Annotated in this window: 16 protein-coding genes and 1 pseudogene; 7 read left to right on the top strand and 10 right to left on the bottom strand. The window is 43.2% G+C overall.

Annotated features, from left to right (window positions below):
- The 4 genes from A3GW_RS10755 to A3GW_RS0103615 form a co-directional block, all read right to left on the bottom strand.
- The coding region (locus A3GW_RS10755) for a Spy0128 family protein (RefSeq protein ID WP_473965402.1) at nucleotides 1-1,605 on the bottom strand (1,605 nt) is incomplete at its 3' end.
- A 987-nt stretch (nucleotides 1,606-2,592) separates the two neighbouring features.
- Nucleotides 2,593-5,514: a glycosyltransferase PgfM1 gene (pgfM1, locus tag A3GW_RS0103625; RefSeq protein WP_018367960.1), complete on the bottom strand. Its 2,922-nt coding sequence runs from the start codon at nucleotides 5,512-5,514 to the stop codon at nucleotides 2,593-2,595.
- The gene (gene pgfS / locus A3GW_RS0103620) at nucleotides 5,483-6,472 is read right to left on the bottom strand and encodes a glycosyltransferase PgfS (RefSeq protein WP_018367959.1); all 990 of its coding nucleotides are present in this window, start codon (nucleotides 6,470-6,472) and stop codon (nucleotides 5,483-5,485) included. The genes pgfM1 and pgfS overlap by 32 nt, the downstream gene beginning before the upstream one ends.
- Nucleotides 6,473-7,007: 535 nt before the next feature.
- The gene (locus A3GW_RS0103615; protein WP_018367958.1) at nucleotides 7,008-7,265 is read right to left on the bottom strand and encodes a metal-sensitive transcriptional regulator; all 258 of its coding nucleotides are present in this window, start codon (nucleotides 7,263-7,265) and stop codon (nucleotides 7,008-7,010) included.
- Between the two features lie 140 nt (nucleotides 7,266-7,405).
- Here A3GW_RS0103615 and A3GW_RS0103610 point away from each other — a divergent pair, with 140 nt between their 5' ends.
- The 3 genes from A3GW_RS0103610 to A3GW_RS0103600 are packed head-to-tail and all read left to right on the top strand — an operon-like array spanning nucleotide 7,406 to nucleotide 9,693.
- Complete coding sequence (locus tag A3GW_RS0103610) at nucleotides 7,406-7,741, top strand: rhodanese-like domain-containing protein (RefSeq protein ID WP_018367957.1); 336 nt, start codon at nucleotides 7,406-7,408, stop codon at nucleotides 7,739-7,741.
- 1 nt (nucleotide 7,742) lies between these two features.
- Entirely contained in the window at nucleotides 7,743-9,395 is a 1,653-nt protein-coding gene (locus A3GW_RS0103605; RefSeq protein WP_018367956.1) for an FAD-dependent oxidoreductase, read from the top strand.
- Between the two features lie 13 nt (nucleotides 9,396-9,408).
- The gene (locus tag A3GW_RS0103600) at nucleotides 9,409-9,693 is read left to right on the top strand and encodes a rhodanese-like domain-containing protein (protein ID WP_018367955.1); all 285 of its coding nucleotides are present in this window, start codon (nucleotides 9,409-9,411) and stop codon (nucleotides 9,691-9,693) included.
- A 50-nt stretch (nucleotides 9,694-9,743) separates the two neighbouring features.
- Here the strand turns inward: A3GW_RS0103600 and mnmA are convergent, their stop codons facing one another.
- The 5 genes and pseudogenes from mnmA to nth form a co-directional block, all read right to left on the bottom strand.
- A complete protein-coding gene (gene mnmA, locus A3GW_RS0103595; protein ID WP_018367954.1) occupies nucleotides 9,744-10,865 on the bottom strand; it encodes a tRNA 2-thiouridine(34) synthase MnmA in 1,122 nt (373 codons plus the stop codon).
- A gap of 331 nt (nucleotides 10,866-11,196) precedes the next feature.
- Complete coding sequence (locus A3GW_RS0103590; RefSeq protein WP_018367953.1) at nucleotides 11,197-12,477, bottom strand: hypothetical protein; 1,281 nt, start codon at nucleotides 12,475-12,477, stop codon at nucleotides 11,197-11,199.
- A 95-nt stretch (nucleotides 12,478-12,572) separates the two neighbouring features.
- Nucleotides 12,573-13,148, bottom strand: coding sequence for an alpha/beta hydrolase fold domain-containing protein (locus A3GW_RS0103585; RefSeq protein ID WP_018367952.1), 576 nt, complete (start codon nucleotides 13,146-13,148; stop codon nucleotides 12,573-12,575).
- A 150-nt stretch (nucleotides 13,149-13,298) separates the two neighbouring features.
- Nucleotides 13,299-13,556: pseudogene (locus A3GW_RS0103580) on the bottom strand (tRNA 2-thiouridine(34) synthase MnmA); the annotation flags it as partial.
- 295 nt (nucleotides 13,557-13,851) lie between these two features.
- The gene (gene nth, locus A3GW_RS0103575; RefSeq protein WP_018367950.1) at nucleotides 13,852-14,481 is read right to left on the bottom strand and encodes an endonuclease III; all 630 of its coding nucleotides are present in this window, start codon (nucleotides 14,479-14,481) and stop codon (nucleotides 13,852-13,854) included.
- 116 nt (nucleotides 14,482-14,597) lie between these two features.
- Between nth and sdaAB the strand changes: the two genes are divergently transcribed.
- Genes sdaAB through A3GW_RS0103555 form a run of 4 tightly spaced genes read left to right on the top strand, consistent with a single transcriptional unit; the run spans nucleotide 14,598 to nucleotide 17,383 of the window.
- The gene (sdaAB, locus tag A3GW_RS0103570; RefSeq protein ID WP_018367949.1) at nucleotides 14,598-15,269 is read left to right on the top strand and encodes an L-serine ammonia-lyase, iron-sulfur-dependent subunit beta; all 672 of its coding nucleotides are present in this window, start codon (nucleotides 14,598-14,600) and stop codon (nucleotides 15,267-15,269) included.
- A 29-nt stretch (nucleotides 15,270-15,298) separates the two neighbouring features.
- Nucleotides 15,299-16,171, top strand: a complete 873-nt coding sequence (gene sdaAA, locus A3GW_RS0103565; protein WP_018367948.1) for an L-serine ammonia-lyase, iron-sulfur-dependent, subunit alpha — start codon at nucleotides 15,299-15,301, stop codon at nucleotides 16,169-16,171.
- On the top strand, nucleotides 16,168-16,767 hold the full coding sequence (locus A3GW_RS0103560) for a histidine phosphatase family protein (protein WP_018367947.1): 600 nt from the start codon (nucleotides 16,168-16,170) through the stop codon (nucleotides 16,765-16,767). Before sdaAA ends, A3GW_RS0103560 begins: the two co-directional genes overlap by 4 nt.
- Nucleotides 16,748-17,383 (top strand): HAD hydrolase-like protein, encoded by a 636-nt coding sequence (locus A3GW_RS0103555; protein WP_018367946.1) that lies wholly within the window; start codon nucleotides 16,748-16,750, stop codon nucleotides 17,381-17,383. The genes A3GW_RS0103560 and A3GW_RS0103555 overlap by 20 nt, the downstream gene beginning before the upstream one ends.
- 33 nt (nucleotides 17,384-17,416) lie before the next feature.
- Here A3GW_RS0103555 and A3GW_RS11400 read toward each other — a convergent pair whose 3' ends face one another.
- A complete protein-coding gene (locus A3GW_RS11400; protein WP_169333178.1) occupies nucleotides 17,417-17,962 on the bottom strand; it encodes a transglycosylase SLT domain-containing protein in 546 nt (181 codons plus the stop codon).
- Nucleotides 17,963-18,006 lie beyond the last annotated feature (44 nt).

Genomic DNA, 18,006 nt, shown 5'->3' with positions numbered 1-18,006 from the left:
ATTTTCGTCTGGCTCATTTGGTGTGATAACCTGAGCTTTTAACTCATTGCCTTCTTTGGTCACTTCAATAGTAACTGCTACTTTAGTTTCGTCATAAACAATACCTGGAAGGTTTCCTTTAACTTCAGCAAGTTCAAACTCAAANNTGCCTTCTTTGTCAAAGGTAAGCTCTTCAAAGCTTACTGAACCATCAGCAGCATTTTGAGCAGAGTAAACCTTATTGGTCNCTTTATCTGTTAANGTAAATGAAAACTGATTGGCAACTAAGTCTTTACCTTCCAGAGACTTATGAGCTTTCAAGACGATACTTGCAGGTGCTGTTGGTGTGTAGGTGTTTGTGAAAGTTTTATCGCCATCTTCGTAGGAAACCTGAGCTTCCAACTGTCCTTTGCCATTGTCTTTAACTGTTACAGTAACTTTTACAGGGGTTTCATCATAGGTAATTGTTGAATCAGTACCCTTCACTTCTGTGATGGTGTAATTATAAATCCCAGCCTTATCAAATGAGAGTTCTGGAAACTTAATATCCCCAGCGCCATCATTCGTCACTGTCTTGATGACCTCACCATCTTCCTTGGCAAGTTTAAACGAGAATTCATCAGCCAACAAATCTCTATTTTTTAGTGTTTTTTTGGCTTCAATAGTAACTTTTACTGGTTGGGCAGTATAAGTATTTTTAACAGTGTAACCCGTTGCTACATCCCCAGTAATAGTAGACGTGTAGCCTTGCGGAACAACCTCTTCTTTGATGGTATAGACGATTTCTTTACCGTCTTTCATCTTAGGAAGGTCGGTAAAGCTTCCTTTCCAATCAGACGTAGCATCTAACTCGAGAGTCTTGCCTGAAACTTCCTCACCATCAGCTAAGAGTTGAATGACGATTGCTTCAGGGCGCATTGCTTCCTGGTCTCCTTCCCAAATCTTTGTGACTGGGATAGAGATGGTTTCTTGTTTGTTCTTAATTGTGCGAATAGCTCCTGCTTGACCAATCGTTACTTCAAATGGTGCACTATTGATAACATATCCTACAGGTGCGGTAATTTCTTCAACTCTAAATTTCCCTTGTTTAACAAGTGCTTCTGAATAAACTTTAGATTGAGCAAGCCCTTCCTTGCCTTCTTCGTCGCTAGTAGTTACTTCTTCAGCTGTACCATCTGGCGCTGTAATCCTAAAGACAGCACCAGGTAATCGTCTGTTTGTTTCAGAATCTACTTTATAAATAGTTAAGCGATACCCTGTTTGAATTTGAACTTTATAACCTTGAGCAATTTTAGAGTTTCTCTCAGCTAGGATAACTGTACCCACACGATCTGTCGCTGTTGTTAATGGTGTGCCATCTGCTGTTACTTCAACGCTGTTAGCCACATTCGACCCATCGGCTGGTGAGGTCGTATCGTAGATAACACGAAATGCTGCAGGCTTACCATCAACTTGAATATCAGAAGCATTATTAATGGTGATAACATAACTGGTATAAGATGAATTGTACTCTAGAAAATAGTCTTGCCCTTGTACTAGCTTACGCTGTTTTTTCGCATCTAACTGAAGACTATTAGCAAGATAAGTCCCCGCATAAACCTCTAAGGTCTCAGGAATAAACTGCATTGGTGAATGTTCCGTAGATATGGTATCTGTAATACGAATTGTATCATAGGCTTGTTGACGAGTATTCACCCTAACTGACCAAGGGTGAACATAGTCACCGCTAATTCCCAATGTTTCAGAAGTCCATTTTTTAGCCGCAATAACTCCTCCAATCTTAGCAAAATTTTCTTTGCCGATTACACCAGAATAATCCGTTCCCTCTTTAGCTTTGACCCTAATCTTGTGAGTAATTGGCTGTGCTGTTTCTGATGTTTGGTAGGCAATTGTTGTTTCGTTAACAATTTCGTTAGCAACAAAATCAGTAAAGAATAAACCTTTTACTCCTTGGACTTGTGCACCTCCTTTTTTCTTGAGATACTCTTGCAAATTTTTCAGAGTAATTGTGACTGTCCCTCCACGATTCTCACCATTAGAGGTGACTACTGCCGTTCCAATCGCCACTTTTGTAGTAGGATCAACAACATCTTCTGAAGGGACACTTTTAATCGTCATCGGTGCAGGAATCGTCAAGGTAAACTTATCTCCATCAGATAGGTTACCGTCATATTTGCTCAAGTCAAAGTTAACTTCAAAAGCATAAGTAACCCCTTGAACAATATCATAAGTTCCATTAACCTTAGTGATTTCACGTCCATTTAATTTGTCATATAATGTAATAGACGTTACGACGTTTGTCAATTCTTTAGCATCTACTGTCTGGCTAGTAACAAACAGTCCGCTAAACAAGAACATCACAGAGGCAAATGCTAGCATTATCCTTTGCAAAAAGTGATTATGTCTCATAATCTATTTCCTTTCTATCGTCCAAACTTTTGATAAATTCCATAAAACTCGACAGATACTAACTATACGTGCTGTTTTGTTGATTATTATCAAATAATTTGTACAGGTAATGTTATTCTACCCTACTCTCTTGCCTAAAATCAAGTATTATGTACTTTAATCTTATTCTTACTAAAATAACTTTTAGGCTAAATGTCTAACTGTTTAACTTTTCAGTAACACATTTTGTTCCGTCCAAGCAAGATAGACTAGAATCCCTATAGATAACAGGGAGATAAGTAGCCCAGGTATTAAACCAGGTGTATTAAAAGTTAGCTCAATGTCATGCTCACCTGAAGAAATTGGGAACGAGAGCAAGCTATTCCATGCCTGAGTCGTCTCAACAATTTCTCCATCAACTTTAACCTTCCAACCCGGACTATATGGAATACTTGTCATCATGACATCACTAGTATCAGTAACATTGACAGTACCAGTAATACGAGTATTATTAAATGATTCAACAACCATCCCTTGTTCGAGCCTTTTTTTAATAATATCCGCAATAGCCTGATCATCTGCACGTACTAATGAAAAATTAGTAAAATCAAGTTCATCTTCAGTTGATGTTTGAAACTCTAGCACAACCTCTTGATCTTGAGATTGGTGAGCAATGTTCCAGAGCTGTACTTGGTCAAAAGTTTGTGTGTAATTATAAAATTGGCCATTTAACTTAATTGATATTTTTCCCATAGATGACCGCATGGATATTGGTGCTTGAAAGTAATAGGTGTAGTTTGTTTGTGGAACAAACTTAAAGCGTATCGTCCCTGCTTGATCTTTATCAAGTCTACGATAAATTCGCTTACCATTTTCTTCCACTTCTTTTAGGTTATCCAGTTCTATTTGATTAAAAGCTAGATGCTGAAAAATGTCTTTCTTCTCATCACTCATTGAGTTTAAAACAATATTTTGATTAGACACAGGATTGTTTATCCCAAACTTAATATTACGCGTCAGTTGATTAGTGGCAAAGGCGATTGGAAGAACATTTTTATTCTCGTAGATGACGAAGGTTTTATCTTCATGAATAGGTTGGTAGTGACTTAATAAATCTTTTCGAGTTGAATGTTTACTAAAATAATGAGAGCGTGGATTACCAGCAACCTCCTCGCTTGTATAGTCTTTACGGGTGACATAGTAGCGAACACTATAAAAAGCATCCGTTAAAACAGTACCGTTGGCATAGAATGTTGAGGCATTTCCAGCAACCTCACCAAACGAACTAAAAAGATCGATTGTTGATTTTTCTAAACTGGAGCTGAAGTTGCTCAACCCACGATAAGAACCGATTAAAGGGTCGACTTTAGAGTAAAGAAAATCTGTTCCAACCCGATAAAACTTAGCATCTCCATCTTTTTGACTCAAACTATCAATGGTATTCCCTAGGTGGTTTAGCTTGTTGGCTAAGTCACCAAACTTATACGCATCGGTGTAACCTAATGTTGTCTGGGAGAGATAGGCATTATACCCCAATTCTAATAGAGTTAGAGCAACAACCAGCAGTTTTCCTAATCCCTTAAAATCTCCCCTGTAAAATACAAGAATGAATACCCAAGATAGAAACGTTAGCATTATCTGACCTAATAGATAGCCTTTAACTAAAAAGAGAACGATAATATTAGTAATAATAAATATTCCAAGAATAGTTAACCATGATAAACGACTTTGAGCGTGTGACTTTTTTCTGAAATATCTTATAGATAACCAAACACTAAAGCAAGTAACAGCAATATGAAGCCAATTTTTATATTTTATAGCTAATTCTGTCAGCACCTCTGGTTGTGTCACCTTCAAATAAGTATACTGATTATAAACCACATAAGTAACGACCAGTAATGCTATAAATATCCCTTTAACAAATGTTGAACGACTAATTTTTTTTGAGGATTGAAGTGTTTGAAAAGCTAATAAAACTAAGAAAAAAGAAACAATCCAAGAAAAACGATAGAAGAAGCCAGCAGGATTTTGTCCCATATGCCAAATCTTACTTGTAAGTTCATGCACACAGGATAGTAAAAAGAAAGCCGATATGATTGCTGCAGCCCATTTACGGTAAGGGTGAGTTCTACAATGCGTAAAGTATAACAGAAAGCCGATTAATGCAAGCGAACCAACAAACAAGTTAGGAAGACTGGGGCCTGCAGACCAAGACTGGTTATCAAATCCGCCAATAAATAGCTTTGATAGGATATCTAAAGGATTAATTTGGAAAGCAAATGTGAAATTCAATGGTGCATCATAGGCACCTTTACTTTGTAACAAATTAAGAACAACTGGGTAAAGAAGAACTGCAACACTTCCTATTGCCAGTAGAGAATACCCCAGCAGATGAAGAAGCGGAGCGACATAAAGTCTCAAAACCTCTCTCCAATTTTTCGCACCAGCTAGGCGCGGAGCTGTATAATAAAGTGAATATAAGCCGACAAATAAACAAATCATATATCCCATATAAAATTGCGATAGTACGGCTAAAGCAAGAACCAGGACATATTTATAGGTCGATTTTTTATCCAAAAATTCTTCCAGATAAGTAATAATAAGAGGCAGCCAAATCATGGCATCGTAAAAAATCGGATTCATTTGATAGGATACGATCATTCCCGAGAGTGCATATGCTGTTGCAAAAGTTGGAACAAACAAAGCTTGGCTTTCGCTACCTCTGTATCGCTTGATGAGAAGATGAGAGAAAGTCAGACCCATAAAACCGTATCTTAAAAGAATAGTTAGAAAAACTGCCCATCCAAATTGTTTCAAGGGAAATAAAACATACAGCAAATTAAATGGGCTCATCAGGTAATATCCCAACACTCCAATCATCTCACCACCGATAGACTTGCCAAATGAGTAGGTTAGGCTAGCAAAATCACCAGATAAGAGGGTCTCTTTGAGGTAAGCATAAAACCCGATATACTGCTGTCCAAAATCTACAGCCATATGACTTTTTGCGCCGAATGGAAACTGTTGATTAACCATCCACACACCCAACATGACGAAACAGGGAAGAACAAAACTGGTTAGATAGAGAGTTGGTTTCGGATGTTTCTTAAGCCATTCAATTAGACGATTTATTTGAGTTTTTAGCATATACTTTTTCCCCTTCTAAAGCGACATCAATATTCGTTTTTTCGATGATATAGTGCGGTCTTCTCTTTACTTCATAATAAATTTTTCCGATATATTCACCTAAAATACCGATTGAAATCAATTGGACACCTGAAAATAGAATGACGGCTGCAATTGTCGTAAAATAACCGCTAACAGCTGTTTCTGGACTTGAAAGATAGTGTAACAATTCAAATAGTAGATAAAGTAGAGCAAAGCCCGTACTTACTGCACCTAGTTGTAAGCAATAGCGAAGAGGTTTATCATTAAATGAAATTATACCTTGTGCAGCATAATTGAGTGATTTGACAAAACCAAATTTACTTTTTCCTGCCTCACGTATATGATTTTTATATGGAATAACTTTTTCTTTATAGCCCATCCATTCATAAAGACCTTTATTAAAACGGTTATATTCAGGAAGCGAAATAAAAGTTTCAACAGCCCTACGACTGAGTAACTTCAACTCTGATTTTCCATCTGTCAATTGCACATCCATTAAGTGATTTGACAAATGGTAGAAGGCACGCGCAAAGATTGTAGTAAAAGGATTCTCCCCTGCTCTATCTCGTTGGCCACTAACCACATCATATCCTTCCTTATAAGCTGCAACAAATAAAGGAATAAGATACGGAGGATGTTGCAAGTCACCATCCATAACCATGATTGCATCTCCAGTTGCATGCCGAAAACCTGCTAGAATACCACTCTCACGCCCAAAATTTCGACTGAAACTTAGATAATGAACATTTGGATTATCTCTTGCAAAATCCTCCAAAATTGCTAGAGTATTATCTTTACTCCCATCATCAACATAAAGCAGTTCATAAGCTGAAAGTTCTTTAGTTAGCATACTTTCTAACTGTGTCACCATTGCCTGATGCGTTTTATAAATTATGCTCTCTTCGTTGAACAAGGTAATCAAAACAGTCAATTTCATTAGTTAATCTCCTCTCTGAGCGCCATTCCAGCTATTGTTTATTGCACCGCTTACATAAAAATTATATCCTAGGTGAAGTTGAATGTCAAAATAAAGCCTAAATTAGCATGGTAAAACTGTTATTCTCCATATACAATTTATTGTCAAATAAGACTGAAACAGCCTGTGATAAATTTTCCAACTAACGAAAAAAGCAACGGTATCAAAACCGTTGTCTTCAGATTGCGTTCGTTCTTAGACTCTTATCATATTCTAAACCGACCACCAGAAAACAAAGAGCCGTATGTTTACACTCAATTATCGAGTATAATGTCGTAGTGTTCTATAAAGTTGTGTGCCTGTTTGAACTCTTTCATTTTCAAATCGATAAGCCCTTTTTAAGCTCAGAAAAAAGCCAAAGCTAGTTCATCATTGCGTGCCAAACAACGCAAAAGACAACGAGCTTTGACTTTCATCGTGTTGTTAGGATTATTTTAGCAGAAAAAATGTTGGTGTATCAACTTTAATAGCCTTGCTTTGCAGGAATGACGACTCCTCACTTCTTAATAATCAAGTCAATCGCTTGCTGGAGTCGCCTTTCTTGTTCTTCTGGATTATCTGATGGGTGTTCGATACAGGTCATCAACTTCTGGGAAATCGCCAAGCCCATAATCCGATTGATGCTTGATCGCACCGCACTGAGTTGCGTCACAATATCGATACATTCTTGCTCTTCAGCCACCATGTGTTGAATGCCACGCAGCTGACCCTCGGCTCGTTTGAGACGATTGAGAATATTGGTTTTTGGATCCATCTGCTCACCTCCTTATATACATCATACCATGGGAGGGTATATTTTGCAATCCATCAGATTTTTTCCTTGACAGTCTGCTCAACCTTTGATAAAATCAATATATACCCATAGGGGTATTCAAAAAAGAAAGGAGAGAGCTCTTGTTAAACCACCTAAAATCCTTGTTTTTCAAACAAAGAAACAGTATTAGCATATCAGAACTCGAACAACTTTTAGACAGTCATGCCCCCTTACAACTGATCGACGTAAGAACGACCAAAGAATACCGCCAGGGGCATATCAAGCAAGCCATCAATATCCCCCTGACCCAACTCGCATCCGCTACATTCAGGGCTGAACAACCGATTTACCTGATCTGCCAGTCTGGCAGACGGTCGAAAATGGCCCAACAGGAGCTGAACAAGCAAGGCATTACCGCCACCAATATCACCGGTGGCATGTCCAAGTGGACTAGAAAAACAACAGGAGGACACTAACATGAAAATCATTATTATAGGAGGTGTGGCCGGAGGCATGTCTGCCGCCACTCGCCTGCGTCGCCTCATGGAGGACGCTGACATTATCGTCTTTGATAAGGGCCCCTACGTTTCCTTTGCCAACTGCGGACTCCCCTTTCACCTTTCCGGCGAAATAGCAGAGCGGCAGAGTTTGCTCGTCCAAACACCTGAAGCCCTCAAGGCACGCTTTAACCTCGATGTGCGTCCTGAAACAGAAGTGCTAGACATTGATCCGACTAACAAGCTCGTCACTGTTCGCCATCAGGGCAATACCTACACCGAAAACTTTGATAAACTCATCTTATCACCAGGAGCCAATCCTTTTATCCCTGACATTCCCGGTCTTGATGAGGCTGAACAAGTCTTTACGCTGCGAAATATCCCTGATCTAGATCACATCATGTCCCAGCTCAGCCATATTTCCAAAGGAAAAGCCACCGTGATCGGGGCAGGTTTCATCGGTCTAGAAATGGCTGAAAGTCTCACTAACAGGGGGCTAGAGGTCACCCTTATCGAAAAAGCACCTCATGTCTTGCCGCCTTTTGATGAAGAGATGGCAGCCTTTATCAAAGATGAGTTAGAAAACAAGGGTGTAACAGTTATCACAGGACAGACCGCTTCTGCCTTCCTCGATAAGGGCAAGCGTCTCCTGCTCGAAGACGGTCGTGAGTTAATGTCAGACCTCACGATTTTATCGGTTGGCGTTAGTCCTGCATCAGATCTCGCCAAGAGAGCCGGACTCAGTTTGGGGCTTCGGGACGGTATTCTGGTTAACGACGATTACCAAACCAGCCATCCTGATATTTATGCTGTAGGGGATGCTATCATCGTTCAGCAACAAATCACTGGTCAAGATAGCCTGATCGCTCTCGCTAGTCCTGCCAACCGTCAAGGTCGCCAGGTGGCAGATGTCATAGCAGGTCTACCGAGAAAAAACAAGGGTTCTATCGGAACTGCCATTGTCCGCGTTTTTGGGCTAACTGTAGCCTCAACAGGGCTCAAGGAAACGATTGCTCGTCAGCAGTTTGATGACGTTACTGTCGTTCACACAACCGGCAAAGACCACGCTTCCTATTTCCCAGGAGCAACTGACATCACCTTGAAGCTGATTTTTGGACTGAAAACAGGGCGGATTTATGGGGCTCAAGCACTTGGGCAAAAAGGTGTAGATAAACGCATAGATGTCCTAGCCACAGCCATTAAGGCTGGTTTGACCATTTTTGATCTGCCTGAATTGGAACTCACCTACGCTCCCCCATTTGGTTCAGCCAAAGACCCCATCAATATGATTGGCTATGCTGCTATCAATCTGGCAGAAGGGCTCAGTCAGTCTGTACAGTGGCATGAGCTAGAGCAGGAGTTGGCTGCTGGAAAGGTCTTGCTGGATGTCCGCAACCCTAATGAGTTACTCGCTGGGCGATTCCAGAAAGCCATTCATATCCCACTCGATCAGTTGCGGGAGCGACTGGATGAACTAGATAGGACAAGCGAGTACATCGTCAGTTGCCACTCTGGTTTGAGGTCCTATCTGGCAGAGCGACTGCTCAAGCAAAATGGCTTCACTGTTGCTAACCTCGATGGTGCTTATTCACTCTACAAAACCGTTCGCCCTCAGGCGATTATTACCCCTTAGAAAGGCCGACACTATGACAAGTATTTCCATGACAAATTTTCTTACGGCCTCACCGACGTCACTGATTGATGTCAGAGAAAGCCACGAGTACGCAAACGGGCATGTTCCCGGTGCTATCAATCTACCGCTAAGCCAATTGGGTCAAACCTACACGGAGCTTGACAAAACACAGACTCACTATATCATTTGCCAATCAGGGGGACGCTCGGCCCAGGCCGTTCAATTCCTCTTGCAACAAGGCTATCAAGCCATCAACGTTGAGGGCGGAACGGCTGCCTATCCCCTAGGCCTCGACTGATAAAGAAATATCTCCAAGTGTCTTGAGAGCACTTGGAGATGTTTTTTGTTCTAAATATACTGGCAAACCTCCCCATCTTTATAGGCGTTGTCAATTATACCACCACCCAAGCACTCATCGCCATCGTAGAAAACAACAGCTTGACCTGGGGTAATGGCTCGTTGTGGCTCATCAAAGATAACCTCAGCCTGATCTCCCCTCACCTTTACAGTCACTTTACTGTCAGGTTGACGGTAACGGAACTTAGCTGTGCACTCCAAAGTGAATTCTTCTGGCATTTCCTTTGTAAAGTGAACTTGACTAGCTTGTAAACTTGTTGACATTAAACTGTCATGGTAGAAGCCTTGTCCGACATAGAGGATATTCTGTGACAAGTCTTTTCCAACAACAAACCAAGGTTGGTTGTCACCACCATGTTGACCTCCAATACCTAGTCCACCACGTTGACCAATGGTATAATACATCAGTCCTGCATGTTCGCCCATATCACGGCCATCAACTGTCATCATCCGCCCTGGTTGCGCTGGTAGATAATTGCTGAGAAATGACTTGAAGTTTTTCTCGCCGATAAAGCAGATGCCTGTCGAATCTTTCTTTTTAGCGGTCGCAAGGCCTGCCCGCTCTGCGATTGCCCTTACCTCGGACTTCTGCAAATGACCTAGTGGAAACATGGTTTTTTGCAGCTGTTCTTGAGATAGTTGGCTAAGGAAGTAGGTCTGATCCTTGCCATTGTCCGCCCCACGGAGCATACGAACGGTGCCGTCTGCATCACGAGTGACCTGAGCGTAGTGACCAGTCGCCACATAGTCCGCCCCCAAGCTCATGGCATAGTCCAAAAAGGACTTGAACTTGATTTCCTTGTTGCACATGACATCTGGATTGGGCGTGCGACCCGCACGGTACTCGGCTAGGAAATACTCAAAAACGCGGTCCCAGTACTCTTTTTCAAAGTTGACTGAGTAGTAAGGGATGTCCAGCTGGTCAGCCACAGCTGCGACGTCCTTGTAGTCTTCGGTTGCTGTGCAAAAGCCATTTTCATCGGTATCGTCCCAGTTTTTCATGAAAATACCGACGACGTCATAGCCCTGTTCTTTTAACAGCAGGGCGGTCACAGAGGAGTCAACACCCCCGCTCATGCCGACAACGACACGAATTTTTGAATTATCACTCATTGATAATCCTCCCATCAAATAAGATACAAAGCCCGTAAAGAAAACGAGTTGAAAATGCAGGGATTGACGCTGAGGTTGAAAACCTCTAGGAAATCACTGCATTTTCACGACGTTTTTAGGGCGTGTTCAATTATTGTCAACCTCAATAGGCTGTCAACGGTCGATTTGAAGGTCGATGTTGAGCCTCTATTATAGCAGGAAAGCAGACTTTCCACAAGAAAAGAGGGCGATAGCCCTCCAAGAACGATGCTTGAACTGATTCACAATAAACGACAAGCAAGAAATAACTAACAACCAACTATTCAGCCGAAAAGCGATTGATTTGCCTAATTTACTGATAGATTTTTTTGCTAACGACCAGGCTGTATGGCCGCTCGTATTGGGCATCCAGGTAGGCCTGATAGGTGCCTGGGGCAATAAATCCCTTGGGGCTGAGGATATCGGTGCCAGCTTGACCAACGATGCTGTCAGCCAGTAAGACGCAATTGGTACTGAGAACGAAATAAGATTTGAACTTGGAGCCTTTGAATTTAAACAGCTCACCATCGGCCTGGGTCTTAATTTTAGAGGCATAGCTAGTCTCTGTTCCTGACTGGTCAGCCTGGGTTGGATCCCAAGGCAAGAGCAGGTCTTTGATAGCTGCTAATTTTTCCTGAACAGCGGCCTCCTGGTCTGGTGTCAGACTGATGCCGTAACCAAAGAGGGTCTTTTGATCTTCCCGCTGACAGAGCTCAATGTAGCTCTCCCGGTCACAGGAATAAAGCACCCCATCGCCCACCATTCCAAAAAACTTCTCCGAGGTCGGGTCGTAATTGCCGTAGGAAATCACCCGCCCCTGGTAGCAGATGTCCACGTGACCGATGGCAGAAAAAAGCGAGGTTTGGGCGGTATGGACAAAAATCTCTAGCTTGGCTTCTGCCCCCTCCTTGGTCTGGTTATAGGCCTGGGCCAAGCTTTCTTGGTCATGCTCTTGGAGATAGGCATTTACTTTCTGTAGCGTTTTGGCAGGAATCAACGCTGTCAAAACAATGGGCAAGGATACCCTCATCCGTCGTTTGAGGGAATTGACCCGATCCTGGCTGGAGAAAAAGAAACCATCACGCAGGCGGGTCAATCCCAGAGCCATCAGGTACCAGCCCAAGAGAAAGAGCTCAAAGTTGGCCGCGTCATGAAAAGGAGAAATGCTGTATAAACCAAATCCACCAATCCAAAGACCGTCTAACAGGTAGTGAAACCTTGGCCGAATGCCGTTTTGGCGATAGAGAAACCAGGTCACAAGGTGGACAAAGGCGATGAAGAGTAGGTAGATGGCAATAGCTGCCGTCAACAGATAGACGGCTGTATTTTCTATCCAGATGGCATTGGCCAACAAGCTAGACAGCAACAATTTAGCCAGGGTAATGAGCAGGTTTTCACGCAGGTCCTTGCGCCGAAACCAGCGACTGATCAGCTGCCACAGGGCAGTGATAAAAAGATAGGCAAAAAAGAGCTGATAGCCCAACCGCGGGATCTGATGCCCATAGAGGATGAACAAGAGGCCCAGGGTCATGAAGACCAGACCAGATAAGAGGGCCTGCTTGCCAGTATGACCCAAATCAGATAATTTTTTCACGATAAAACTCCTTACTGTAAAATGACATCAAGCGAGTGGTTGCCCCACTCATTTAGACAGGGCAAAAGCGCCAAGGGGCACTTGGCGTTATGTCCTTATTGGGTAACCTGGCGCAAGAAAGCCTTGATCTTGTCAAAGGTTTTAATGGCGTACTCGCTACCAGATTCTTCAAAGCCGTGGCCCAGAGAGCCAGCTTCTTCAACGCTGTAATAGCTGAGCTCATTGGTTACACCAAGTGCCGTCAGTTGTTTTTCAAAGGCAAAGGCTTGCGCATCAAAGGTTGCCGTATTGCCATCCGAGATGAAGGTCGGCGGGAAATCAGCCGTCACATAATCGGTCACGTTTGAGATGGCCAGTTGTGGGGATTTTTTGACATCATTGGTCTCCAGATAAAGCCGACCCATCTGGTAGAAAGCCCAGTCAATAAGAGCAGAGCGGGTTTCTTGGAACTGACCGTTATTAAAGTGACCTCCTTCAAAGATAATCGCCTTGATGGTATCTGGAGCCAAGCTAGCTGTCACGCCCAAATCCTTGGCATAGGCTGGATTGGTCTGGATATTAGCCATGAGACCAACCAAGTTACCACCGGCAGAACCACCCAAGAGAATAACCTCATCCATGTTCAGAAAGTAGTTAATAAACTTAATTAAGTATATCGCAGATGAACTCACTTGTCAAGCATAGGAGTTCGGTGAGTGATAGGCACCCCTTTTTGCTTAGGCCAATAACACTTGCAGGAGGATTTTGGGGTCATCCAGGCAATCGTTTTTCAGCCATTAGGTGAGGAGCTTGGCCATGCCTGCACTGACCAGGCGGTTGCGGTAGTAGCTCACACGGTCCCAGTACTTTTTTTCAAAATTGACCGAGTAGTAAGGAATGCCCAGCTGGTCCGCTACCGCAGCCACATCCTTGTAGTCTTCGGTTGCCGTGCAAAAGCCATTTTCATCGGTATCGTCCCAGTTTTTCATAAAAATACCGACGACGTCATAGCCCTGTTCTTTTAACAGCAGGGCGGTCACGGAAGAGTCAACTCCTCCACTCATGCCGACAACGACACGAATTTTTGAATTATCACTCATTGATAATCCTCCCATCAAATAAGATACAAAGCCCGTAAAGAAAACGAGTTGAAAATGCAGGGATTGACGCTGAGGTTGAAAACCTCTAGGAAATCACTGATTTTCACGACGTTTTTAGGGCGTGTTCAATTACTGTCAACCTCAATAGGCTGTCAACGGTCGATTTGAAGGTCGATGTTGAGCCTTTATTATATCATGAAATGCCTATTTTCTCAGAGAAAAAGCCCTGTTAACAGGACTTTAAAAAAATTTTATTGTCAATTAACTGACAACTTTTGTTGATAGTGTTGTCAATCTATTTGTCAGAGGTGTAAAGCTGAGGGTAATGATCGCACTCAGGATTCTTCGGATGGCAAATGGCTCGACCAAAGTAAATCATGGCCTGATGTGCTGGTAACCAGAGTTCTTGAGGCAGGATGTCCGTAACCCTTTTTTCAATTTCTAAGGGAGTTGCGGTTGCCTTGACAATCTTGTGATGTTTACAGATTCTTGACACATGGGTGTCAACAGCAAAGGCAGGAATACCAAAACCAACTGACAACACAACATTGGCTGTTTTTCGTCCAATTCCAGGTAGACTTTCCAGTTCCTCACGAGTATGGGGAACTTGACCATCAAATCGTTCTAAGAGTTGAACAGAGAGTTCATACATGAACTTGGCCTTGTTTCGATAAAGCCCAAGTCTGGCAATATAAGGGGCAATCTCATCAGGACTGGCGAGAGCAACTTCTTCTGGAGTTGGAAAGCGCTCAAACAAAGCAGGTGTTGCTTTATTAACCGCTGCATCAGTTGTCTGGGCAGACAGCATGACCGCGATGAGTAGCTCGTAATGGTTACGAAAATCCAGACTAGGTTTGGCATCTGGAAAGAGAGCGATAATTTCCTCAATGACATGCCGAGCATTTTTCTTGGATAAGAGGGGCATATTAAATGACCTTTCCATATAAATTATGTTCCTATCATATCAAAAATTACTGAGAAAGTCTTCCGACCTGCCCAAATGTGGTATAATTGAAGCAGTTACAATTCAAGGAGTGCCTTATGAAAACCCTACGTTTCCAGTCAGTTTTTGACATCATCGGACCGGTCATGATTGGACCGTCATCGAGCCACACAGCAGGTGCTGTTCGTATTGGAAAGATTGTTCATTCTATCTTCGGTGACATCCCTGAGGAGGTCACCTTTCATCTCTATAACTCCTTTGCCAAAACCTATAAAGGACACGGGACTGACTTAGCTCTGGTCGCTGGTATTTTAGGCATGGAGACAGATGATCCAGATATCAAAAATTCTCTCGAAATCGCCCACCAAAAAGGTGTTCGTATCTACTGGGACATCATCAAAGACAGCAATGCCTCTCACCCCAATACGGCAAAAATCACGGTGAAAAAGGGTGACAAGTCAATGAGCATCACAGGCATTTCCATCGGTGGTGGCAATATCGAGGTGACCGAATTGAACGGTTTTTCAGTGTCGCTCAAGATGAATACCCCAACCATTATTATCGTTCATCAGGATATTCCTGGAATGATTGCTCAGGTGGCTGAGATATTGTCCCAGCATGACATCAATATCGCTCAGATGACCGTGACCCGTGAGGCAGCAGGAGAGAAGGCCATCATGATTATTGAGGTTGACTCCAGAAACTGTCAAGAAGCTGTCAAGCAGATTGTCAACATACCTCACCTGCATAACGTCAATTTCTTTGATTAAGTTGACAACCTTGTCAAGAAAGGATTCCTATGTTTTACACCATTAAAGAATTAGTTGAACAGGCAGAGCATGATTTTAATGGCTCTGTGGCTCAGCTCATGCTAGCAACTGAGACTGAGCTGACAGGACGGACAGCTGATGAAAGCCGAGCGATTATGACCAGAAACCTAGAAGTCCTCAAGTCTTCGGTGGTCAACGGCTTGACCGAAAGCAAGTCCCTAAGCGGTCTGACAGGCGGAGATGCCGTTCGTATGGACAAGTACATCCAAGCAGGAAAGACCCTGTCTGATAGCACGATTTTATATGCGGTCAGAAATGCTATGGCGGTCAATGAACTCAATGCCAAGATGGGCTTGATTTGTGCAACACCGACAGCTGGGTCAGCAGGTTGCTTGCCTGCAGTGCTCAACGTTGCCATTGACAAATTGCAGCTGACCACTGACCAGCAGTTGGATTTTCTTTTCACCGCAGGGGCTTTTGGTCTGGTCATTGCCAATAACTCTTCCATCTCTGGGGCTGAGGGGGGCTGTCAGGCTGAGGTGGGGTCAGCTTCTGCCATGTCAGCAGCTGCCCTGGTTATGGCTGCCGGCGGCACTGCCTTTCAAGCCAGTCAAGCCGTTGCCTTTGTCATCAAAAACATGCTGGGACTAATCTGCGATCCTGTGGCTGGTCTCGTTGAGGTTCCTTGCGTCAAACGAAATGCCCTCGGGGCTTCCTTTGCCCTCATCGCAGCAGATATGGCGTTGGCTGGTATCTGCTCACAAATTCCTGTGGATGAGGTGGTCGATGCCATGTATCAGGTTGGTAAGGCTATGCCGACTGCCTTCAAAGAAACTGCTGAGGGAGGACTTGCCGCCACACCGACAGGAATATTTTACAGCAAGGAGATTTTTGGGGAATGACAAAGACCATTTATCTGGTTCGGCACGCTGAACCCAACTACAATAACCATGATGATGTCACACGAGAGCTGACCGCAAAAGGTTTACAGGATTGTCAACTGCTGGTTGACTTCTTTAAGCAAAAACCGATAGATAAGATTGTTTCCAGCCCTTACAAGCGGGCTGTGGAGACCATTCAACCCGTGGCTGATCAGCTGAGTCTGCCCATTGAGCTAATGGCTGATTTTCGTGAGCGTAAGATTGACGACGTCTGGATTGAGGACTTCAAAACCTTTACGGCTAACCAGTGGCAGGACTTTGTTTACAAGTATAGCGACAGCGGCGAATCCCTAGCTGAGGTTCAGCACCGAACCATTGCTGCCTTGACGGTTTTGTTGGAAAATAGCCAAGCAGAACAGCTGATTGTCTCGTCGCACGGCACAGCCATCTCAACCATGCTCAATTACTATAACCCTAATTTTGGTCTAGCTGATTTTGAACAGCTTAAGACCTTGATGCCCTTTGTGGTTGAGCTAGTCTTTGACAACTTGACACCTCTGTCAATCACCCTTTACAACCTCTTTACAGGAGAAAACTATGACTACACTGCTCTTTGATTTGGATGGAACCTTAGTTGACTCTAGTCAGGGGATTTTAGCAGCCTTTCGCTACAGCTTTGAGCAGTTAGGTCTGGCTTACCCAGATAGGGAAGAGCTGATGACCTTTATTGGGCCTCCCTTGCAAACGACGTTTGCAACCTACTTTTCATCTCCAGATGACATCGACAAAGCCATTGCAGCCTTTCGAGCTTACTATGATCAAAAGGGTGTTTACGAGACTACCGTTTACACTGGTGTCAAGGAGAGTTTAGCTCATTTAAAACAAGCTGGACATCACCTGTTTGTCACGACCAGCAAGAACCAACCGATGGCAACGCTGATGCTCTCTCACTTAGAGCTCAATCAGTACTTTACTGGCATTTATGGTGCAACTGCAAGCCATCATCATAAATCAGATGTGATTAGAAGTTGTTTACAAGACTATCAACTTCACCCAGAAGACTGCTATATCATTGGTGACACCAGGTACGATATGATTGGTGGACGTGAAACTGGTGTTCACCCCATTGGAGTTACTTGGGGATTTGGTAGCAGACAGGAACTATTAGACAACGGTGCAGAGGCAATGATGGATAAGCCTGATGACCTGCTCAGCTATTTTCATGCATCATAAAAAGGAGCTTTCATAGCTCCTTTTCTTTATCATTTATTGCACACCCCAAGCAGCAAGGCCTTGATTGTTATAGGCGTTAAGGGCAGAGTTGATTTGGTCATCAACGGTTGCCGTTGAGCCCCAGCCAGGCATGGTCTGGAAGAGACCAGATGCACCTGAAGCATTTGCAACGTTTGGATTGCCATTGGACTCACGCGCAATGATGTATTCCCATGTTGCTTGCGGAACACCTGTTGCTGCCGCCATACGAGCTGCTGCCTCCGTTCCCACAGCACCTGCTGTATTTCCATTTGACAGAACTGTTGGATAACTACCTGCTGTATAAGTTGACACGACAGGGGTAAATTGAACAGCCGATTCTGAAACGACTTCAACTGATTCAACGACTGGTTCCTCAGCTATCACCTCAGGTTCAGTAGGCTTTATCTTGATAGAAACCTTAGGCTCAGCTAATTTTAACTGAGGAGGCAAAGTTGTTAAGAACAAGTCTTTTTCTGACTGGCTAGAGGTTACTTTTTGAGTATCCGCCAAGGCAATAGTAGATGGTAATTCTTGACCAAATAATTTTGTTAGCAACAGTCCAAACACCAAAATTGAAAAAGCACTTAGAACTGATAGCAATC

This window comes from Streptococcus entericus DSM 14446 (genome assembly GCF_000380025.1).
GTDB classification, from domain to species: Bacteria; Bacillota; Bacilli; order Lactobacillales; family Streptococcaceae; genus Streptococcus; species Streptococcus entericus.
Note: the sequence above shows the minus strand (reverse complement) of the source record. Positions and strands in the feature narration are given on the sequence as shown.

Excerpts from the sequence above, each read along its gene's own strand:
- A3GW_RS0103605 (WP_018367956.1), top strand. The coding sequence starts at position 7,743 with ATGAAAATCATTATTATAGGAGGTGTGGCCGGAGGCATGTCTGCCGCC.
- A3GW_RS0103560 (WP_018367947.1), top strand. The coding sequence starts at position 16,168 with ATGACAAAGACCATTTATCTGGTTCGGCACGCTGAACCCAACTACAAT.
- pgfS (WP_018367959.1), bottom strand. The coding sequence starts at position 6,472 with ATGAAATTGACTGTTTTGATTACCTTGTTCAACGAAGAGAGCATAATT.
- A3GW_RS0103600 (WP_018367955.1), top strand. The coding sequence starts at position 9,409 with ATGACAAGTATTTCCATGACAAATTTTCTTACGGCCTCACCGACGTCA.
- pgfM1 (WP_018367960.1), bottom strand. The coding sequence starts at position 5,514 with ATGCTAAAAACTCAAATAAATCGTCTAATTGAATGGCTTAAGAAACAT.
- nth (WP_018367950.1), bottom strand. The coding sequence starts at position 14,481 with ATGCCCCTCTTATCCAAGAAAAATGCTCGGCATGTCATTGAGGAAATT.
- mnmA (WP_018367954.1), bottom strand. The coding sequence starts at position 10,865 with ATGAGTGATAATTCAAAAATTCGTGTCGTTGTCGGCATGAGCGGGGGT.
- A3GW_RS0103615 (WP_018367958.1), bottom strand. The coding sequence starts at position 7,265 with ATGGATCCAAAAACCAATATTCTCAATCGTCTCAAACGAGCCGAGGGT.
- sdaAB (WP_018367949.1), top strand. The coding sequence starts at position 14,598 with ATGAAAACCCTACGTTTCCAGTCAGTTTTTGACATCATCGGACCGGTC.
- A3GW_RS0103555 (WP_018367946.1), top strand. The coding sequence starts at position 16,748 with ATGACTACACTGCTCTTTGATTTGGATGGAACCTTAGTTGACTCTAGT.
- sdaAA (WP_018367948.1), top strand. The coding sequence starts at position 15,299 with ATGTTTTACACCATTAAAGAATTAGTTGAACAGGCAGAGCATGATTTT.